This is a genomic window from Mesorhizobium onobrychidis (assembly GCF_024707545.1).
Classification (GTDB): domain Bacteria; phylum Pseudomonadota; class Alphaproteobacteria; order Rhizobiales; family Rhizobiaceae; genus Mesorhizobium; species Mesorhizobium onobrychidis.
This window is the reverse complement of sequence record NZ_CP062229.1, coordinates 6,242,997-6,262,383: the sequence shown is the minus strand read 5'-3', so window position 1 is coordinate 6,262,383 and position 19,387 is coordinate 6,242,997. Positions and strand designations below refer to the sequence as shown.

16 protein-coding genes are annotated in these 19,387 nt (G+C 63.2%); 3 read left to right on the top strand and 13 right to left on the bottom strand.

Annotation, left to right across the window (positions count from 1 at the left end; all coding sequences use genetic code 11):
• The 4 genes from IHQ72_RS30970 to oiaX form a co-directional block, all read right to left on the bottom strand.
• Positions 1-660, bottom strand: a complete 660-nt coding sequence (locus tag IHQ72_RS30970; RefSeq protein WP_258119424.1) for a 2Fe-2S iron-sulfur cluster-binding protein — start codon at positions 658-660, stop codon at positions 1-3.
• 89 nt (positions 661-749) lie between these two features.
• Positions 750-1,634 (bottom strand): helix-turn-helix domain-containing protein, encoded by an 885-nt coding sequence (locus IHQ72_RS30965; protein WP_258119422.1) that lies wholly within the window; start codon positions 1,632-1,634, stop codon positions 750-752.
• Positions 1,635-1,792: 158 nt separating this feature from the next.
• Positions 1,793-3,127, bottom strand: coding sequence for a four-carbon acid sugar kinase family protein (locus tag IHQ72_RS30960; protein ID WP_258119421.1), 1,335 nt, complete (start codon positions 3,125-3,127; stop codon positions 1,793-1,795).
• Positions 3,128-3,140: 13 nt separating this feature from the next.
• A complete protein-coding gene (gene oiaX / locus IHQ72_RS30955) occupies positions 3,141-4,391 on the bottom strand; it encodes a 3-oxo-isoapionate-4-phosphate decarboxylase OiaX (protein WP_258119419.1) in 1,251 nt (416 codons plus the stop codon).
• A 143-nt stretch (positions 4,392-4,534) separates the two neighbouring features.
• On the opposite strand from oiaX, the gene IHQ72_RS30950 reads away from it, so the two are divergent.
• Positions 4,535-5,248, top strand: a complete 714-nt coding sequence (locus IHQ72_RS30950) for a transcriptional regulator NanR (RefSeq protein WP_258119417.1) — start codon at positions 4,535-4,537, stop codon at positions 5,246-5,248.
• Between the two features lie 2 nt (positions 5,249-5,250).
• On the opposite strand, the gene apnL is transcribed toward IHQ72_RS30950, so the two are convergent.
• From apnL to IHQ72_RS30920, 6 genes are all read right to left on the bottom strand, one after another.
• Positions 5,251-7,089 (bottom strand): D-apionate lactonase, encoded by a 1,839-nt coding sequence (apnL, locus tag IHQ72_RS30945; protein ID WP_258119416.1) that lies wholly within the window; start codon positions 7,087-7,089, stop codon positions 5,251-5,253.
• Positions 7,086-8,120 (bottom strand): Gfo/Idh/MocA family protein, encoded by a 1,035-nt coding sequence (locus IHQ72_RS30940; RefSeq protein WP_258123988.1) that lies wholly within the window; start codon positions 8,118-8,120, stop codon positions 7,086-7,088. The genes apnL and IHQ72_RS30940 overlap by 4 nt, the downstream gene beginning before the upstream one ends.
• 2 nt (positions 8,121-8,122) lie before the next feature.
• Entirely contained in the window at positions 8,123-9,187 is a 1,065-nt protein-coding gene (locus tag IHQ72_RS30935; protein WP_258119414.1) for an ABC transporter permease, read from the bottom strand.
• Positions 9,184-10,737: a sugar ABC transporter ATP-binding protein gene (locus IHQ72_RS30930; protein WP_258119412.1), complete on the bottom strand. Its 1,554-nt coding sequence runs from the start codon at positions 10,735-10,737 to the stop codon at positions 9,184-9,186. Before IHQ72_RS30930 ends, IHQ72_RS30935 begins: the two co-directional genes overlap by 4 nt.
• Positions 10,734-11,408, bottom strand: coding sequence for a DUF2291 family protein (locus IHQ72_RS30925; protein WP_258119411.1), 675 nt, complete (start codon positions 11,406-11,408; stop codon positions 10,734-10,736). The genes IHQ72_RS30930 and IHQ72_RS30925 overlap by 4 nt, the downstream gene beginning before the upstream one ends.
• Before the next feature lie 94 nt (positions 11,409-11,502).
• Entirely contained in the window at positions 11,503-12,444 is a 942-nt protein-coding gene (locus IHQ72_RS30920) for a D-ribose ABC transporter substrate-binding protein (RefSeq protein WP_095483864.1), read from the bottom strand.
• Between the two features lie 691 nt (positions 12,445-13,135).
• Here IHQ72_RS30920 and IHQ72_RS30915 point away from each other — a divergent pair.
• Both IHQ72_RS30915 and IHQ72_RS30910 read left to right on the top strand, forming a co-directional pair.
• A complete protein-coding gene (locus tag IHQ72_RS30915) occupies positions 13,136-14,809 on the top strand; it encodes a polysaccharide biosynthesis/export family protein (protein WP_258119406.1) in 1,674 nt (557 codons plus the stop codon).
• 63 nt (positions 14,810-14,872) lie between these two features.
• Positions 14,873-15,640, top strand: coding sequence for a hypothetical protein (locus IHQ72_RS30910; RefSeq protein ID WP_258119404.1), 768 nt, complete (start codon positions 14,873-14,875; stop codon positions 15,638-15,640).
• A gap of 183 nt (positions 15,641-15,823) precedes the next feature.
• On the opposite strand, the gene IHQ72_RS30905 is transcribed toward IHQ72_RS30910, so the two are convergent.
• The 3 genes from IHQ72_RS30905 to mtnK all read right to left on the bottom strand — a co-directional run bounded on the left by IHQ72_RS30905 (position 15,824) and on the right by mtnK (position 19,348).
• Positions 15,824-16,651, bottom strand: coding sequence for a phosphogluconate dehydrogenase C-terminal domain-containing protein (locus IHQ72_RS30905; RefSeq protein WP_258119402.1), 828 nt, complete (start codon positions 16,649-16,651; stop codon positions 15,824-15,826).
• Positions 16,652-16,988: 337 nt separating this feature from the next.
• Positions 16,989-18,080 carry an S-methyl-5-thioribose-1-phosphate isomerase gene (gene mtnA, locus IHQ72_RS30900; protein WP_258119400.1) on the bottom strand — a complete coding sequence of 364 codons (1,092 nt, stop codon included), beginning with the start codon at positions 18,078-18,080 and terminating at the stop codon, positions 16,989-16,991.
• Positions 18,077-19,348, bottom strand: a complete 1,272-nt coding sequence (gene mtnK / locus IHQ72_RS30895; protein ID WP_258119398.1) for an S-methyl-5-thioribose kinase — start codon at positions 19,346-19,348, stop codon at positions 18,077-18,079. The genes mtnA and mtnK overlap by 4 nt, the downstream gene beginning before the upstream one ends.
• Positions 19,349-19,387: the final 39 nt, after the last annotated feature.

Here is a 19,387-nt window from a genome sequence, read left to right as displayed (position 1 = left end):
TCACGCCTCCTCTGCCGCGTCGCGGATTGCAGCGACAATGTTCGGATAGGCGGCACAACGGCAGATGTTGCCGCTCATCCGCTCGCGGATCTCGGCATCGGTGAGGGCGATGGAAGCCGCCGCCACGTCGGCGCTCGCATGGCTCGGCCAGCCGGCCCTGGCCTCGCCCAGCATACCGACGGCGGAGCAGATCTGGCCCGGCGTGCAATAGCCGCACTGGAACCCATCGCGGGCGACGAAGGCGGCCTGCACCGGATGCAGCCGGTCACCCTCGGCAAGGCCCTCGACCGTGGTGATCTCGTCGCCTTCATGCATTGCGGCAAGCGTCAGGCAGGAATTGATCCGGCGCCCATCGACGAGCACCGTACATGCGCCGCACTGGCCGTGGTCGCAGCCTTTTTTCGAGCCGGTGAGGCCGAGATGGTTGCGCAGCGCGTCGAGCAGCGTCGTCCGCGGGTCGAGCTCGACGGCAAAATCCCTCGCGTTGATCCGCAGGGACATCGGCATCGTCGGTACCGGCGTGGGCGAGGCGGCCGCCGTGACGCTGTCGGCCGGCTCGGCGTCAACCGGTATACCGGTAGCCAGGAGCACGCCGGTCGCCACCCCTCCCTCCAGCACCGTTCGACGCGTCGGCCCGCTCCTTCTGTCTGTTTTGGCCATGCATGATCTCCCAGTCGCAGGTCTGTCACTCATCGACACTGGAGGTGGGGTGCGCGCGGCGGCTTTCTTTCAAGAAACCGGCGGCAATGTCAGGATTCCGGAGAAGAATTCACCCGATAGGCCCGAGGCGTCATGCCCCTGAGACGCCGGAACGTCGTGGTGAAGTGGCTCTGGCTTGAAAAGCCGAGGCGAAAGGCAATGCTAGCGATCGATAAATCCGTTTCGCGCAGCAGCGTCTCCGCTCGCCGCACGCGTTCCTCGATCAGATAGGCATAGGGTGCAAGGCCGGTCGTCGCCTTGAAGCGGCGAGCAAAACTGTCGACGGCCATGTCCACGACAGCTGCCAGCTCGCTTAGCGAAACGTCGGAATTCATATGTGCATCGATGTAATCCCGGACTCGACCAAGCGCCCGACGGCTGAGACAGCCGTGACGTACAGGCGGCTGTTGCTCCCGGTTCAGGTTGGCCACACGGAGGCTGACAAGGGCGACCAGATGCTCGACATAGGCAGTGTCCGGCTTGTCGCCGAGTGCCATCTCGTCGCGAAGCGAACTCAGGAGCGTGGCGATCACCACGTCTTTCCTGTTCACCAGGATCGGCAGGTCTCTCAGGCGTTCGCATCCAGGAAGCCTGATATCGGGATCGATCCACAAGGCTGAGTAGGACAGGTTTACATCGCGATAGCAGCCCTGCCGCTCCGCGCCTGCGGGGACGAAGGTGAGGGCTCCGGGCCGGTCCATTCCGTCATAGAGGGATCTTGCCTCGTGCCGGATAGATGTATGGGACGTTCCGCCTTCTTCGGTCAGCACGATCAGGTGATGAGGGGCTGTCCAGCGGAGTTCCGCCTCCCGGCACGCCCACCGCCGATTGTCGAAAACGATCGAGGAGCTGCCCCATGACGCGGTTTGCAGGGTCTCCGACTTCTCCTCCTGACTCCGAACCCGTCCATCACCAAGCAACGGTCTGAATGACATCGCGCCACCCCGCTGGTTCAATTGCGGAGCCGTGATCCAGCCCCGCTTGAGCGTTGTGCGCCGCCCCGCCGCTACGTATACGGCGGTTTATGTGGGACAGGCATCGTGCGTTGGTAACCGCGCCGTGTTCAAGAAGTCGTGAGATCAGGCAAATCCTGTCAACCAGCGAGCCCATCGCGGATGGCGCAGAAATAGCGATCGGTTCCGACCTGCCCGCCCTTGAGGGCGACCTCCAGTCCTTCGATTGCCTTGACGCGCGAGTGGGCGACGCAAAGCGGAGAGCCCGGCGAGGCGGGCAGCGGCATCCGCACCGTCAGCGCATCGACGCCCAGCTGGCCGAGTGCATGGCTCGACGTGTCGCCGCCGGCGATGACCACGCGCTTTAATTTCTGCTTGATCGTCAGCTCGCGAAGAAGTTCGCCGAGGCCGCGGCCAAGCTTGTGGCGGGCGCCTTGCTGCCGGTCGATTTCGGCGCCCCGGTCGGCTGCTGGTCCAAGCGCGGTGTAGAGGACGACGCTGCGCCCGGCTTCCAGGCTAGCACGGCCGTTTGCTGCCGCGCGCGCGATCGCGTCGCCGGAGGCCTCAGAAACCAGTTCGACAGGATCCACTGCGATCCCGTCGAAACCGTCCGTCAAAGCATGCCGGATCTGTCGTTCCGTTGTCGGCGAGCAGCTGCCCGAGACCACCGCAATCCGGTCGGCCGCGCCCGGCGGCGAAAAGCTGGGCTCGGCACGAACGGTCCCGTTGGACACCCATTCGGCCAGCAGCGCATATTCGATGCCCGAAGAGCCGACGACGAAAGTGCCGCCCGGCCTGCGGCCGCGCCATATCTCCTTGCCGGCAAGCGCCTGACTTTCCAGGCTGTCGACATCAAAAAGCACGATGTCGCTGCCATTCTCGATCAGGCGATCGAACGCTTCCGAGCGGGACGCCGACTGCAGCGTCGCCAGGTCGATCAGCCCCGAGCTGAGGTCCGTCTGGCGCGACAGATGGATCAGCAGGTCGGATTCATCCATCGGCGTGGTCGGGTGGCGGCTCATCACGGGATGGCGATCGATGCGGTAATATCTTTCGCGGTAAGACGCAAACAGATGGCCGAAGGCGGTGTAGCGCTTGAGCTGCGGCGCGCCGACCACCAGCGGCACGCTGGCTTGGCTGAAAGCCGAGCGGCCGATCTCGATGGCCCGGCCGATGCTGCCGATCGCCGGGCTGGAATCGAAGGTCGAGCAGACCTTGTAGTGGCAGATCTCGGCGTTCAGGGTCTTCAGCCAGGCGAAGGCGCCTCGCAGATGCGTGTCCATCCATTGCGGCGTCTCGCTGCGGCTGGTGCCGGCCAGGCCGATGGCACGGCAATGCCTGAACTGCGAAAGCAGGGCCTCGTCCGGCTGACGCATGAACAGCACGGTCGGCACGCCGCCGAGCTCGAGCGCCTCCATGACGTCGGTCGAGCCGGTGAGATCATCGCCATAATAGCTCAGGAGCAGGTTTTGCATGGCGTCGCTTTGCTCAGGCAGCTTTGCCGTAGCCGAATTTTTCGATCGACCGCGCCAGTTCGGGGTGGCTCAGGGCGAAGTCCGCCAACGGTATGCCATCGACGGCCGCCTGCCAGGCTTGCTGCACGGCGCGCACGCCGGCGCCCGGTCCGTCAGGGTGGCTGACAATGCCGCCGCCGCAGAGATAGAGAAGATCGATCGTTCGGCCGGTTCGCCGGTAGGTTTCGGGGGCTTGTCCACCCCATTGGCCTGAGCCGGCGACCGGCAGCGCGCAATCATCAGGCGAAAAGATCGGCGTGGTCACTGCCTTGAAGGACTCGATGAAGGACCAGTCCGGCTCCCAGTATTTCGAAGCGATGCCGTTGATCTGGAACTGATCGACGCCGAGCAGCCGCCAGAACTGCTGCCAGACCTTGAACTCCATGCCGAGGCCGGGGTGGCGGGTGAGAATGTCCCAGCCGTTGCGGTGGGCATGGAGCACCAGGCTGGAGCGCTTTCTGACGAAGGCCATGCCGCCGAAGCCGACGGAATTGATGTTGACCACCGCGCAGTTGCCGCCTGCCTTCGCCACCAGATCATGGTTGCGCATCATCTCGTCCGGGTCTGTGTGCGAGATGCCAAAAGCATACATCACCTTCTTGCCGGTCTTCTGCTCATGGTCGAGGACGAGCGGCATGATCGCCTTGACCCGTTCCGACAGAGGCGAATAGGCCGGGCTCATCAGCTTCTCGTCGTCCTTGATGAAATCGACGCCGGCGTCGATCAGCTCACCCACCATTGCGGCCGTCTCGTGCGGGCGCAGCCCCAGCGCCGGCTTGACGATCGTTCCGATGATCGGGCGATCCGTGACGCCGGTCAGCCGGCGGCTGCCGGCGACGCCGAACTGCGGACCCGGATGCGCGCCCCGGTATTCCTCTGGCAGCTTCATGTCGACGACGCGAATGCCGGACAGGCCCTTGATCGAAAAGACGCCGCCGATGGCGATGGTCATCAGCGCCGAAAGATCGGTGCCGATGGCATCGAGCGGAAACGCGATATCGACATCCGCGCGCCTGAAAGGCCCGTCGCCGGCTTCGGGAAGGGACGGGCGATCGGCGTCCGGCAGATGTCTAATCGCAAGAACGCGCGCCGCCACCCGCGCCTTGAGCTCTTCGGTTTCGCCGGCCAGCGCGACGAAGGTTCCGGTCGACTGGTCGCTGGCGATCTTGGCCGCCAGCGCCTCGATGCTCGCCGATGTCTCGATGCGATAGGTGAGGGTGATCATAGTTCGAAAAAAAATTCCCTGATCCTGGAAATCTGGTATAATGAGTACATAAGTATTGCAAGCGATATCCTGCTCGGCCGAGCATTCCGGGATTCGTGATGGCAATGCTAAACAGACACCGGTCAAAGGAGTGATTCGCGACGATGAACCGTTCGGAGCCGATCGTCCGGCGCAAGCTTTCCGACGAAGTATTTTTGAGGCTGAAGCGCCTGATCACCAGCGGCGAATTGCAGCCAGGCGACGACATGCCGTCGGAGCGCGAACTGATGGAGCGCTTCGAGGTCGGCAGGCCTGCGATCCGCGAAGCGATGCAGGCGTTGAGCAATATGGGTCTTGTTGCGATCTCGCACGGCGAGCGGGCGAAAGTGCTTCAGCTGACCGCCAAGTCGATCATCAAACAGGTCGACGGCGCGGCCAAGATCATCCTGTCGTCATCGAAGGACACGCTGGAGCACCTCAAGAACGCGCGCATCTTCTTCGAGCGCGGCATGGTCAGGGAAGCCGCAGAAAAAGCCACCGCCGAGGACGTTCAGCGGTTGCGCGCAACCGTTGCCGAACAGCGGAGCTTTCGCGGCGATTCCGAGGCTTTCATATCGGCCGACATGAAATTTCATACCCAGATCGCGGCAATATCCGGCAACCCGATTTATGTCGCAGTCAGCGAAGCGATGCTGGGCTGGCTGAAGGAATATCACACCGAAATGCTGATCTGGACCGGCAAGGAAAATTTCACGCTGACCGAGCACGAAGAGATCATCGGGCGCATCGAGCAGAAGGATGCGGACGGCGCCGAAAAGGCGATGATCAAGCACCTCGAGCGCTCACGCGCGCTCTATGTGATGAATTCCGGCAGCTGATTTCACCCGATCCGGATGATCGCGTAAGGCGTCATCACAAGGTGGCGTCGTTCGAACCCGGAAATATCAACCGTCACTTTGCTCGCCGTCAGGTTCGCCAGCCACATGACGGTCTTGCCCGCGGCAGAACGGGCGGCCAGCGAGAGCACCCGCGTCTCATCGCTCGTCCTCGCCGCTACGTGCCTGAAGCCGGCCAGTTCGCAAAGCCCTCGCACGGCCTGGAAGGTCGGCCGGGGTTCACCTTCGCCGACGGGTTCCCCGGATGCCGCCAGCACGCCGAACGGTCCGGTGAAGCTGGAAAGCGTGAGTGCCTCCAGCCCGGCCGGCGCGACGCGCGCGGCATAGCCGATCGTCCATGCTGCCGCGAACAGGCCGGCATGGCGAGGATCCCGGTCGGCCATGGCGATGCGCTGAGTATGCGGGTTGGCCTTGGTCGCGCCGCCATAGGGGTTTTGCCGCATGGCGATGGTCGACGGGCCGATCCGGTAGGGTTTTGCCCCGAAGATCGCCCGCGCCGATGCGGTGATGAAAGGCAGCGCCTCCAGCGATTGCATGACGCTGAGATCGTCGGCGGCGTGCACGATCGGGCATGTGCAGTGGGTGACGAAATCGAGCAAGTCGGCGGGAACGCGCTTGCGGTTCAACTCAGTGAAATAGCTGAACATACCGCCGCCGAGGCGGATATCGGGAAACGCGCGGCGCGCCGCGGCATAAAGGTCTTCGAGTGGCGGACATTCAGGCCATGCGCTGCCCGGCGGCGTCGACTGCCGGTCGACCGAAGGCGAAACGGCGATGGCCGAGAGCCTCAGCCCGACCTGTCGCACCATGTCAGCGACACCTGAAAGCTCGGCATCGGGATCGCCAACGCAGGAAACGACGCATTCCAGCGTCGTCACGGCCGGGTAGGCGGCGGCGAGCCGGGCATAGGACTGCAAGGCGTCGAGGCCGTGGCCGCGCGTCGGATCGTAGTGGAACATCAGCTGTTGCGGGCCGAGCGCGGACAGTTTCGGCAGGTTCGCCAGCGCCGTCTCGACCTCATCCGGGTAGATGATGACGCCGATATCCGGCAGCAGCGGTCCGGTTTCGCCGAGCTCGACGCGGATTGGTTCGGCGGTTGCTGCGGCAGCCGGCACTTTCCCATCGCCGGCCACACGCAGACTGATCGTCTGGCGCACAGTCTCGCCGGCAGGCAGCATATAGGGCCACGGCAGCGCGAGCGGCCGGACATAGGTCTTGTAGGACGCATCCGACCAGTTGCGCTGGTCCTCCATTTCGAACGCGTCGCCTTCCATCCGGCATTCGGCGATAACGCCAGGCCGGACCTCATGGGCGATCGCCCGCACATCCTTGAAAGGCTGCCAGGGGTCGATCAGCAGCGGAAGCTTTGTTTCCACTACGCTGCCGTCGGTGTGCTCGACCGTGACCGGACTGCCGGCCAGGCCGGCGATCGGATGCAGGATGCAGAAACCGCAGCGATTGGTTTCGAAATCGCTTTCGGGAAGTGCGCTCACGTCGAAAGCCAGATGGCCGTCGGCGGAACAATTAATTGTCGCGCGAAAGTCGAGTCGGCTTCCCCGCGGTCCGACACAACTTGCCGAATAGCTGACCGAGAAAGTGTCGGCGCCCTGGTCGATGACTAAATCCGTAAGCGCCGACTCATAGGTGCCCCAGTCGCGATCCCGGACGATGTAGGCTATGGCGCGCAGCACTTCGATGCCGCCATGGCGGATGGTGCGCAGATTGCCGTTGACGAAGTCGGCGGTGAGCACGCCGGCGCGCAGCCCGACCGGCTCGGCCTCGACCGCATGCGTGCCATAGAGGAGGAAGGCGTCGGCGGTCATCTGAGCAAGGCGTCGAGTTGCACCGGTTCACGGCTCGCAGCACCTGCATAGGCGGCTTCGACCAGCGCCAAGGTCCTAAGATTGTCCGCACCCGAGGTTGCCGGCTCGGTCCCGTTCGCCAGGCAATCCACCCAGTGCTTTTGAATGGCGACGACGCTTTCCTGGATGTTATGCCATGGGCGCGATGCCCAGGGCAGCAGCGGCGGCGAGACGTCGCTGACCGCCGTTCCGTTCCTGCCGGTGACGGTGAGCCGGTAATTCTGCTCGAGCCGGATCGTACCATCGCTGCCGTCGATCTCGACCAGTGTCTGCGGAAACGGCTCAGTGGCGAGCTTCGTCGCATAGCTGCAATCGACCACGGACGTTGCGCCGCTCTTGTGGTCCATCAGCATGGTAGCGACGTCCTCGCCGGCAATCTCAGGATTAATGCGAGCGGTTCGTGTCGTGATCGTCGAAACGTCGCCAAGCAGAAAGCGGGCAATGTCGAGACTATGGATGCCGAGGTCTTCGATGATGAAGCGCTTTCCCGTCGCCAGATAGGGCTGGCCGGAAAACACGTCATAGGCCGAGCGGAACGAGATCCGTCCGAAGAAGGGTGTGCCGATTTCACCGCTGTCGAGCGCAGCACGGACCGCCTGGATCGGTGACTGCCAGCGAAAATTCTCATGCACCATCAACGGCACGCCGGCGTCGGCGCATGCCCTGACCATGGCCTTGGCGTCAGAAAGCGACGGCGCAAACGGTTTTTGACAGATTGCCGGAACGCGGTTCTGTGCTGCCATCTCGACGAGCGGACGGTGGCTCGGCGCGGTGGTGGCGATATCGACGAAGTCCAGTCTTTCGCCGGCAAAAAGTGCTGCCGCGGCGGCATAGCGCCGCGCAATGCCGAACTGGTCGCCGACGACCTTGAGCCGTTCCGGATCGCGGTCGCAAATGGCGATGATCGAGGCGCCGGCGATATCGCGCCAGGCGTGCATCTGGTTGACGGCAAAGAAGCCGCAGCCGATCAGCGCTCCACGCAGTTCCGCCACCATCAGCCTGCCTTTGCCATCTGCATCAGCGTCACGCGGCTCTGCAGCCGGCGCTGCGCCTGGTCGACGACGACGGCGACGATGATGACGAGGCCCTTGATCACCATCTGCCAGAACGAGCTTACGCCCATCATCACCAGCCCGTCGGAGAGAATGCCGATGACGAAGGCGCCGACGATGGTGCCGCCGATCGTGCCGCGGCCACCCGACATCGAGGTGCCGCCGAGCACCGCCGCTGCGATGGCGTTGAGCTCGAAGCTTTCGCCGGTCGCCGGATGCGAGGCCATCAGCTCGGACGAGATGATCAGGCCGACGATTGCCGCGCAGAAACCGGAGAACATGTAGACGAACATCTTCACCATGTTGACCCGGATGCCCGAAATCCGCGCCGCCCGCTCGTTGCCGCCGACGGCGAAGATGTGGCGGCCGAGCGGGGTGTATTTGGCCAGGTAAGCCGCCCCAAGTGCTACGACGACTAGTATCCATATCGAAACCGGCAGGCCGAGCAGCCGGCCGGCACCGAGGAAGCCGAATCCGGTCGTACCCAGATCGGGCTTGCCGACGAGGTTCGGGAAGGTGCGGCCGTCGGACGACAGCAGCGCCAGGCCGCGCGCGACGTAGAGCACGCCGAGCGTGGCGATGAACGGCGCGACATTCAGCCTGGTGATCAGCAATCCATTGACGGCGCCGATCAGTATGCCGACCGCAAGTGTGATCAGTGCGATCTCGAAGACGTTGAAATAGATCGTGTAGCCGATCTGCAGGTCGATGCCGTTGAGCACGAGATAGCCGGCGACCATACCGCACAGGCCGACGATCGAACCAACCGACAGGTCGATGCCTCCGGTGATGATGACGAAGGTCATGCCCATGGCCAGGAAGGCGTTCAGCGCCACGTGCTTCGACATCAGGATCAGATTGGCGGCCGACAGGAAATTCGGCGCTGCGATCGAGAAGAAGATCAGGACGGCGATCAGCGCGATGAACGTCCTCGCCTTCATCAGCGTCAGCAGCACGGAGCCGTTCGAGGCGGAGGCAACTGAGGCCTTGGCCGGGATGTCAGTCATGGGCGTGGCTCTCCGTGTGCGGGGACCGGTCCGTGGCCAAGCGCCGATGCGGCGACAAGTGCCGCCTCCGTCGCCTCGGCGCGATCGAACATGCCGGTCAGTTTTCCATTGCTCATCACCGCGATCCGGTCCGACAGTGCCATCACCTCGTCGAGATCGGAGGTGGCGAAAAGTATGCCCAGCCCGTCGCGGGACAGTTTGCGCATGGTGCGGAAGACATCGGCCTTGGCGCCGACATCGATGCCGCGGCTTGGTTCGTCCATTAGCAGCACCTTGGGTCCGGTGAGCAGCGCCTTGCCGATGACCACCTTCTGCTGGTTGCCGCCCGACAGCGACGAGACCTCCTGTGCCGGATTGGCGACCTTGATCGCCAGTTCCCGCACCATCTGCGTCACCGCCTGGTTTTCCTCGGCACCGCGAATGTGAAACAGGCGGACAAACCGCGACAGGCTAGCCAGCGTCAGGTTGCTGGCAACCGAAAGGATCGAGACCAGCCCTTCGCGCTGGCGGTCCTCGGGGATCAACGCCAGCCCGCGCCGGATCCGCCGCGTCGTGTCGCGCTCTCTGACCTTCTTGCCGGCGATGAAGATCGATCCTGTCGCATGGCCGTGACGTCCCATGATGCAGTCGAACAGCTCGCTGCGCCCGGCGCCCATCAGGCCGTAGATGCCGAGGATTTCGCCGGCGCGCAGCGACAGCGAGACATGATCGACGGCAAGCCCACCGGTTACGCGCGGCAGGCAGATGTCCTCGGCGCGGAAGATCTCTTCGCCTGGAATATGGCCGTCGGCCTTGGCGAAGTCCTTGGCGTCCGAGCCGATCATCTGCCGCACGATCCATTGCATGTCGACGTTTTTCATCTTCTCCTGGCCGGTGATCCGCCCATCGCGCAGCACGGTGATGTAGTCGCCAATACGGATCAGCTCCTCGAGCCGGTGCGAGATGTAGACGATCGCCACGCCGCGCGCCTTGAGGTCGGCGATCACCTTGAACAGGATCTCGACCTCCGCCGCACTCAGCGCCGAGGTCGGTTCGTCCATGATCAGGATGCGCGCGTCGAGCGAAACCGCCTTGGCGATCTCGACCAATTGCTGCTGGCCGATGCGCAGGTCCTCGACCAGCATATCGGGCCGGATGCCGGCTTCCAGGCGCTCGAGAAATTCCGCCGCGCGGCGCTCCTGTTCGCGGCTGTCGATCTTGCGGAACCGGTTGGTGATCTCGCGCGTGGCGAAAATATTCTCGGCGACCGTGAGATTGCCGAACAGGTTCAGCTCCTGGAACACCATGCCGATGCCGCTGCTCACCGCGTCCCCCGACGATGAGAAGGAAACCTCCTCGCCCTCCAGGAGAATGCGGCCGAGCGTCGGCTGTTCGACGCCGGCGATGATCTTCATCAGCGTCGATTTGCCGGCACCGTTCTCGCCGACCAGCACGTTGACCGCGCCCTTGCGCACCTCGAAATTCGCGCGCTTGACCGCGACGGTGCCCGAGTAAACCTTCGAGACGTCTTCCAGTTTCAGGATGACATCGTGATCGATGGCGGCATTCATGGCTTCGGCCCGATCTCTGCCTCCGCCGGCGTCACCAGCGGCAGGTCCTGGCCGCTGCCCATGGCATAGGCGCCGACAACCCTAACGCTCCGGCCCTCCAGCGCTTCGCGCGGCAGCTTGGAAAGCACTGTCCTGTCGGCATAGATGTTGAACGCCTTGCCGAACTGGGCGAAGTCGATCTGGTTGGTGAAATCGTTGAACTGGATGAAGTCGAGACTGTCGCGCAGCGCGGTGCCACGCATCGCCGGTCCGATCTGCACCCGCGCATCCGCCTTGCCGTCGCCGTCGGCATCGACGTCCATGGTCGCCGCGCGTGACTGTGTATTCGCCGTGACCACCTTGCCTTCGAGGCGAACCGCAAAGGTCCATGGCGAATTCGCCTGCTTCTTCGGATTGCCATACTTGGCGCCGGCAGCCGCTGGATCGGCTTTCGCCAGGGCATGAACCTCGGGAAACGGTCCGGCCTTCTGCTGGAGATAGGGCACCACCTTGGCAGCCCAGATATCCCCGACCATCTTGTCCGCATTGAAGGCCGGCGCTTTGCCGTCGTTTTCTCCGGATGGTGTCGGCAGGATCTTGCAGGCGGTCAGGCTAATGCCGACGGTAACGGCAAGCATCGGCGCGGCGAGGATCGGCCAGGCAACGGTCGGCCAAGTCAGCTTGTTCAACATGTCGGCTTGTTCGGCATGGCGGTCAGGGGCACCCAGGAAATGGAAGCAAGGGACGAGCCGGAAGCTCGTCCCTTGCTATTGATGTCACGCCGGCTCAGTTGGTCAGCGCGAAGGTTTCCAGCTTAGCGGCATTGTCGCCATTGATCAGGACGCAGTCCATCAGCTGCTTTTCCTCGGCCGGAGACTTCTTGTTCTTGATGAAGTCGTTGGCCTGCTCAACTGCCATCTGCGCCTGCGCATAGGCCGGCTGCAGGACTGTGGCCTTGATGCCGCCTGAAGCGATCGAGTCGCGCACGTCGTTCGATCCGTCGAAACCGACGACGATGACGTCCTTGCGTCCGGCGGCGGCAAGGGCGGCATAGGCGCCCATCGCCATCGTATCGTTGCCGGAGATCACGCCCTTGATGTCCGGGTTGGCCTGTAGGATCGATTCCATCTTGGAATAGGCTTCGGTCTGGCTCCAGTTGGCCGACTGCTGCGCCACCATCTTCAGGTCCGGATAGTCGTCGATGACATCGTGGTAACCCTTGGAGCGGATGCCGGCATTGGTGTCGGATTCCTTGCCGACCAGCTCGACGAAATTGCCCTTCTCGCCCATCAGCTTGACGAACTCCTGCGCGCCGAGCTGGGCGCCCTGGTAGTTGTTGGAGACGATCTGCGCGACGGCGACGCCGGTAGCGTTGATCTCGCGATCGATCAGGAACGAGGGAACACCCGCATCCTTGGCTTTCTGCACGGCGGCGACGGTGGCGTCGGCGCCGGCATTGTCGAGGATGATCGCCTTTGCGCCGCGGCCGATCGCGGTGTCGATCAGCTCGGACTGCTTGTTGGCGTCGTCGTCATGGACAAGCACCAGTGCTTCGTAGCCGAGTTCCTTAGCCTTGGCTTCCGCGCCGACGGCTTCGGCCTTGAAGAATGGATTGTCGTGCGAAGGCGTAATGATGGCAATGAGATCCGCCGCGTAGGCGGGTGCGGCGGTGCCAAGCGCCAGCATGCCGGCGAAAGCCGCAAGTGTCATTCTGCGAGTGAGTTTCATGATTTCCTCCCATTTGAAAAAGCCTGTGCCTCCGCGGCCCGGGCTAAAATGCATCCCAGTTCGCCAGGCGGATCGCGTCCGTGTCGCGGATCGGTCATTCGCCGGCTCACCTGGGCGGATCATCCTGTTCGGTTCCGTCCCCAGCTGCCCCTCCACCTGCCATCTACCCAATTTTCAGCCCGGCCTCGGCTGGCCAAAGCCATTCCAACAGCTAAGCCAACTGGTATAATGAGTCAACCACAAATTCAGATGATATGTATCTGATGAGCAGCGAGCGGCTCCTGCATCAGCCACCGGCTATCGAGAGGCATCCACCAAGAGCGATACTTCGTTCCCTACGATGCGCCGGCAGCTGGCCAAGCCGGATAACCACCACCGTAAGGGGTATGATACGCGGGGTGAGAGCGTAATAAGTAAGTAAAGAGGAGACACTCCTACGCCTTATTCGGTGCTCAGCGGTACGCGCAGGCTTTGCTAGTATCGCGCTTTGGTTGTGGAATTTCTCCGCGGCTCCAGCCTGCGCGCGGGTTTCTTATGGATCCGTTCGCGGCAAGGATCGCGTTGCCGGTGAGGTTCAGCTATGAATTTTGTGCAGAGTTCCAGGCCGCCATCCTGCAGCCCCGCGCTAAGCTTTGCTGACCGACGGCATTTGGCTTCATTTCGTGGCATGTGCGGCAGGAGCTGCAGCGCCATGTTGTGCCTCATTTCGTTCTGTATCATCCTGCTGCTGGAATCCGCGGCACACGGTCGGCCGAAGACTGACGACAGACTTGCCCCGCGAGACACGATCGAACTGCATGTTTGGCGATGGACTGCCTTGCGCGATGGCGTTTTGGAGGCGTTGCAGCTCAACCATACTTTCACCATCGACTCGGCTGGCACGCTTGACCTTCCAGTGATCGGGAACATTGCCGCCGCAGGTCTGCGTGAGGAGGAGCTGGCAGAGCTGATTTCCGATCGCTTGCAAGCCAGGAGCGGCCGTCAAGAACGGGCGGATACAACCGTCAAACTGATACAAAATCTGCCCTCGGACATCACAGGTTCGGTGGAACACCCGGGCAAACGAAAAGCGCCCGACCCGCCGGCAGACGCAGCCGACGACAGCTCTTCGGCCGTGGCTTCGGAACGCGCCAGTGTCGAGAAGGGCAAGGCCGAGGCGCAACCGAGCGTGCGCGGTTCCCACACACCTTGGCAGCCTGCAGCGGAGCAACAGCAAGCTCTGGAAGGGGCATTGCTGAATGAGCTGTCCGCCGCTCGCATGGAAATTGCGGCAGCTCGCGAGGAAGCACTTGCGGCTCGCCAGACTGCTCGCAACGATGCCGTCCGACACAATCAGAACCTTGCGACGGCGCGTCAACGGGCTGCCGCCTTGGTACGGGAACTCGATGCGGTGCGGACTGACCGCGGCGCACTGGAACAGCAGCTCTTTGCGGCGCTGAGGGAAGTGGACGCGCTCAGGAAGAGCGTGCAGCCGGCTCGCGGTGACCATGAGGGCCGCGAATTGGCGGCGGCGCGAACGGAACTGGCCGTGATGCAGCGCGGCGCCCGCGACGCCAGCGCGCAGGCGCGTGCGGCAGCCGACACGATGGCTGAACAAGGACAAGCCCTAAATCAGCAGCGGCGAAGAGCCGAAGAGCTCGCGCTCGATCTGGAAGTGGCGCAACGCGAAGTCAAAGGCTTAAAGGCCAAAGCCATTCTCGCCGATCACGAGAAGGCGGCCAGGCTTGAAGCGCGTCACTCTATGGAGGCCTCTGTGGCAGAGGCGCAGCGAGCGCTTGATGAGGAGCGGCACAAGGCTGAGCGCTTCGAACGCGAACTCACCGTGGCGCGCCAAACTATCGACGCTCTTAAGACAAGCGCAGATCTGGCTGCGGCCGCGCAGACCAACGCCATCAAGGAACGACAGGTGGCAGAGGCGGCTTTAAAGCGAGCTGGCGATGCACTCGAACTGGAACGCGAACGGGCAGATTCAGCCGCACGTGATCTCGACAGCGCTCGCCGGGAACGCGACGCGGCAAAGCAGGAAGCGAGCCGAGTCTCAATGGAGCTGAGCGTCGCGTTGGAGCAGGAGCGCAACAAGGCCATCGGTCTAGCCCGCGACCTCAGCGCCGCGCGAAAGGCGACTGACATTGAAAAGGCCCGGGATGAGCGTCGCACCGAGCGTATGAACCGCGCTCCGAAGGCACGTGCCGGCGCAACTTCACGTGGAGATGTGTCTGCGCGCTCGCGACCAGCCCATCAACCCGGGTTGCGGGAAATCCACAAAGTGAAGGTCAAAAGGCCATCGCGACCTGTTCTGGTGGCGACCATTGCGCTTCCCGACGCGTTGCTCCCGAAGCGACCGCCGAAGCTCGGCTCTCGCTAGCGAGGGCTGATCGCGAACCGCATTTCCGTGGGCCGAGATACATGCCGCAGGAGGAGTATGGAAATGAACAAATACGTCGCAGCCGCATTGACAGTCGCGATCGCAATTGGCCCTGCCTCGGCTCTTGACGCGGGGCTTGGTGGTAAACTTGGCGGTGTCGGGGTCGGTGCTGGCGTGAGCGCCGGCTCGAAAGGCGCCTCTGTGGCGGGCGGCTCGAGCGTCGACGGAGTAGGGGGAGCAAGCCTTGGCGGATCGCTCGGCGCGGGCAAAGGATCGCTCGGTGCCGGACTTGGCGTCAGCGGCAACCTCGGCGGCGCAACCGGGGGCCTATCCACAGGTGTCGGGGTGGGCGACCCTTCGTCCGGATCGGGCACCGCTCCAGGCGGTAAGCCAGGCAACCCCGCCCTGGGCTCTGGGCAAGTCGCGAGCGGCAGCGCCGGCATCACGCCTGCCACCGCCAAGGCCAAGGCCGCGAGACAATTCGCCGTACTGCCGCGCGCGCTCAGGCCTTCCGGAACTGGTCGCGACGCGTTGGCGCCGATCACCAATGGCTATCCGTTGGGATTTCTGGCGCCACTGAAAGCGACACCCGGTACCCCACAAGCTGTGGTGCGCGCCTGCCGCACGGCGATCGCGTCGGCTGCGACGCCCCTTGGTGCCGTACGTGTTCACGCGGTAAGCGCAGGTCCGTTGCGCCAGCAACGTCGGGGCGCACTCACGGCGCGGATCGAGGTGCGCATACACTACGCAAGACAAGGCGGCATCGAGGTTCGGCAGGCGCGAGTCGGCTGTCGCCTCGATGCGGCGGGTAAGGTCACCGCGGTGACATAGGACGCGCCTGTCACGCAAAGGGTAGCACGAGAAATACAGTCAGGATTGGCCAGCGTTGCATGAGATTGCCCCTCCTCGATGCCGGGCCACAACCGCATTGTTGAGGATGCAAATCAATCAATGAAAAGCCGCCCCGGGGGCGGACGGCTCAAAATGCTTCCATGATTTTCAGTTACTTCCGCCTCAGGTGATGCGCTGAATGCTGGCCGCGATCTCCTCAGGCTCGAAGACCCGCTTCCAGTCGTCGCGCATCAGCACCGGCTTGCCGAACTCGATGGCCTTGTTGCAGGCGTCGGAGAACACACCCTTGGTTTCACCGAAGATGACGGCGCCGAGCACGTTCATGTGGCCAAGCAGGAAGTCGAGCGCCGCTTGCTGGTCGACCCCGCGGGCGACGACCTCGTCGACTGCTTCCTTCATGACAACGAGCAGGGAGGCGCAGACAGTCTCAGAAAGGCCCGGCTCGAGCAGCGCCATCTGGTCGATCGTGACGCGATGCGACCGCATGACCGGAGCCCAGATGATCTTGGCGATTGCTTCGCCTTTGGCGAAATCTTCCTCCGGCCCCTGCATCAGTGCGCTGACCATATGCTGCTTGGCCTTGACGCCGCCGAAATAGTCCTTCTTGGCCGCCATATCGGTTTCGTCGTTGAAGATCGGCGGGTGGCAGGGATGGGTGACGAAATAGGTCAGGTCCGGCCGTTTCGGCAAATGGCCGGCGAAAGGTGCCGCGGCGTCGAGCACGACGACCATGGTGCCGGAAGCAAGCTTGCCCTCGATGCTGGCCGCAACCTTGCCGATATGGGTGTCGGGAACCGCCAGGATCACCACCTCGGCGCCGTTCAGGGCTTCATCTGCGCTGACCGCGTCGATGCCCAGCCCCGTCTTCAGCCGCTCGCAGCCGGCGTCGCTGACCTCGACATGGCGTATCGTGTAGGGAGAGCCGCGAAAATTGGTCGACAGGCGGTAACCCATTTTGCCGCCGGCACCAAACAGCGCAATCGTTGTCATCTAGCCGTACTCCTGATCTCGAACGATGGCCCTGCCGATCGTCACCTTAGTAACTGGTATAATCACACTACCATGGCTTGGCAATCCGATTTGGGACGAACGAGTTCAAGAGAGCCAATTCCATTGGCGCAGTCCCGCGCCATTGGCTGCGCCACTTGGTGGCGGCCTTGTCGGGATCATGAGGTGGATCGACATCGGAATGCCCGAGTCTTGTAGACGCAGATCTTTTTCATAGCCCGCGAGGGCGGGTCTTTCAGGGTCCGGCGAGACCGGCAGTCTTGACGTTTAGGCGGTGGTCCGCTGCAACCGTTTCAGCAGTATCCGCGGGACAGGATCATCAGCGTCCGGGAAACATCGCCTTCAAACCTTCGCGCGAGGCCTTGGCGACGCCGCGTTCCGTGATCAACCCGGTGACCAGCCGTGCCGGCGTCACGTCGAAGGCCGGGTTCGCCGCGGGCGTCGTCTCCGGCGAGATGCGGACCTGCGCGATCTCGCCATTCGCGGTCTTGCCCCAGACCAGTGAGACCTCGTCGCTGGAGCGCTGTTCGATCGGGATTTCGGCCAGCCCGTCACCCACCGTCCAGTCGATGGTCGGCGAGGGCAGCGCGACGTAGAACGGCACGTCGTTGTCGGCCGCGGCCAGCGCCTTCAAATAGGTGCCGATCTTGTTGCAGACGTCGCCGTCGGCGGTGGTGCGGTCGGTGCCGACGATGACCATGTCGATCTTGCCGCGCTGCATCAGATGGCCGCCGGCATTGTCGACGATCAGCGTATGCGGCACGCCATGGCCGGCCATCTCCCATGCGGTCAGCTGAGCGCCCTGGTTGCGCGGGCGCGTTTCGTCGACATAGACGTGAACGGGAATGCCGGCTTCCGTAGCCAGATAAATCGGCGCCGTGGCGGTGCCGTAGTCGACGGTGGCCAGCCAGCCGGCGTTGCAGTGGGTCAGGATGTTGACCGGTTCGCCCGGCTGCTTGCGCGCCGCGATTTCCTTGATGAGTTCAAGGCCGTTGGCGCCGATGGCGCGGTTGAGGCCGACATCCTCGTCGGCGATTTCGCCGGCGCGCCGGTAAGCAGCCTCGCCGCGTTGTCCAGATGGAAGCGGCCGCAGGAAATTGCGCATCTCATCGAGCGCCCAGCGCAGATTGATCGCTGTCGGGCGCGTTTCGTGCAAGACCTCCCAGACGCCGTCGAGTGCTGCATCGGAAGGATCGTTTGCCATTTGCATGGCGACGCCATAGGCTGCGGTGACGCCGATCAGCGGCGCGCCGCGCACCCACATGTCGCGGATCGCCGTGGCGATGCCGGCAACGGTGCCGACTTTTTCCACGCGGAAATCATGCGGCAGCCAGCGCTGGTCGATGATCTCCACCGAACGCCCGTCGTCGCTCAGCCAGATGGTGCGATAGTGGCGGTCGCCGACGTTCAAATTCTGTTCTCCTGCTCGATCAGCGCGGCCAGCGTGTTGACCTCGTCGATGCTGTGAATCTGGCGCCGGTTGACGGCGATGTGACGGCCGAATTTCAGCGCCTTTGCCTCACATGTGGCGCGCAGATCCTCGTCGGCAATGGTCTCGAAATCGGCGTTGTGCGCGAGGCCCAGAATGCGCCTGTGCACCTCGACGCCGGCAAAGCCCAGCATTTCGGTCCAGACCTGATGCAGCATGTGATCGAGCGCCTGTTCGGCGCCAAGCCTGTCGCCCTGATCCTCGAACAGGCACTTCTGGTAGAGCATGCCCGTGCGCTCGGTTCGCCACAGATGCGAGAACTCGGTGCGGAAGACCGACCATGTGTCGACCGTCACATCGAGCAGATAGGCGCGCATGGTGTCGCGCTTTCCATTCCGCTCGTGGCCACGCTGCGAGAAGAACGCCATCCAGAAATTGGCGAGCAGCATGCCGACGTCGAAGGCGATCGGGCCGTAGAAGGCGAATTCGGGATCGATCATCCGCGTTTCTGAGTCGGTGACCATGATCGAGCCGGAATGCAGGTCGCCATGCAGCAGCGTCTCCGCATTGGCCGCAAAAATGTGCTTCAGCCGCTGCGCCTCGACCTTGAGATCGCGGTCCGCGCGCAACTCTGCGACGATGCTGTCCAGCTGCGGGCTCGTATGCCGGTTCATCTTGGCGTCGAAATACGGGTCCGAGAACACCAGGTTCTCGGTGATGTCGCAGAGCTCGACATTGTCGGCGAACAGCGCCAGATCGGCTTTACGATCCTTGGTCGCCATATGCAGGTCGGAGCCGCGAAACAGGGTGCGGGCCATGAACAGGCCGATGTCTCTGGCGATGTTCGGCAGCTGCCGGCCCTCGATCAGCGCGCGCCTCAGGATGATGTGCGGTGACAGATATTCCATGATGATCAGCGCCTGGCTCTCATCGAAGTGATGGATCGCAGGCACCGAACCTGGCGCTCTCGCCTCCTGTCGCGTCAGCGCGTGATACTCGAAGAAGGAGCGCTTCAACGGCAGCGGCCAGCTGTCGCCGACCAGGCGGACATAGGGTAGGGCCTGCTTGACGACGGCAGCACCAGTGGCGCCCTCAACGACGAAGACCAGGTTCAGATTGCCGTCGCCGACCTCGCGGACCTTCCATCGGCTTGTATCTTTGCCGATATGCGAACACAGGGCATCGTTGGCGCCGAGGCGTGCTGCCAGGGTGTCGACCGACAGTGCTTCGAACGGCAATTTCCCAGTCATCCTCACCCTCCCGCTGATGTGCTCCCATCATAGTGGAGC

Coding starts and splice junctions, on each gene's coding strand:
- IHQ72_RS30965 (WP_258119422.1), bottom strand. CDS start 1,634: ATGTCATTCAGACCGTTGCTTGGTGATGGACGGGTTCGGAGTCAGGAG.
- IHQ72_RS30960 (WP_258119421.1), bottom strand. CDS start 3,127: ATGCAAAACCTGCTCCTGAGCTATTATGGCGATGATCTCACCGGCTCG.
- IHQ72_RS30920 (WP_095483864.1), bottom strand. CDS start 12,444: ATGAAACTCACTCGCAGAATGACACTTGCGGCTTTCGCCGGCATGCTG.
- mtnK (WP_258119398.1), bottom strand. CDS start 19,348: ATGACTGGGAAATTGCCGTTCGAAGCACTGTCGGTCGACACCCTGGCA.
- IHQ72_RS30905 (WP_258119402.1), bottom strand. CDS start 16,651: ATGACAACGATTGCGCTGTTTGGTGCCGGCGGCAAAATGGGTTACCGC.
- oiaX (WP_258119419.1), bottom strand. CDS start 4,391: ATGATCACCCTCACCTATCGCATCGAGACATCGGCGAGCATCGAGGCG.
- IHQ72_RS30950 (WP_258119417.1), top strand. CDS start 4,535: ATGAACCGTTCGGAGCCGATCGTCCGGCGCAAGCTTTCCGACGAAGTA.
- IHQ72_RS30910 (WP_258119404.1), top strand. CDS start 14,873: ATGAACAAATACGTCGCAGCCGCATTGACAGTCGCGATCGCAATTGGC.
- IHQ72_RS30915 (WP_258119406.1), top strand. CDS start 13,136: ATGTTGTGCCTCATTTCGTTCTGTATCATCCTGCTGCTGGAATCCGCG.
- apnL (WP_258119416.1), bottom strand. CDS start 7,089: ATGACCGCCGACGCCTTCCTCCTCTATGGCACGCATGCGGTCGAGGCC.
- IHQ72_RS30925 (WP_258119411.1), bottom strand. CDS start 11,408: ATGTTGAACAAGCTGACTTGGCCGACCGTTGCCTGGCCGATCCTCGCC.
- IHQ72_RS30935 (WP_258119414.1), bottom strand. CDS start 9,187: ATGACTGACATCCCGGCCAAGGCCTCAGTTGCCTCCGCCTCGAACGGC.
- IHQ72_RS30930 (WP_258119412.1), bottom strand. CDS start 10,737: ATGAATGCCGCCATCGATCACGATGTCATCCTGAAACTGGAAGACGTC.
- IHQ72_RS30970 (WP_258119424.1), bottom strand. CDS start 660: ATGGCCAAAACAGACAGAAGGAGCGGGCCGACGCGTCGAACGGTGCTG.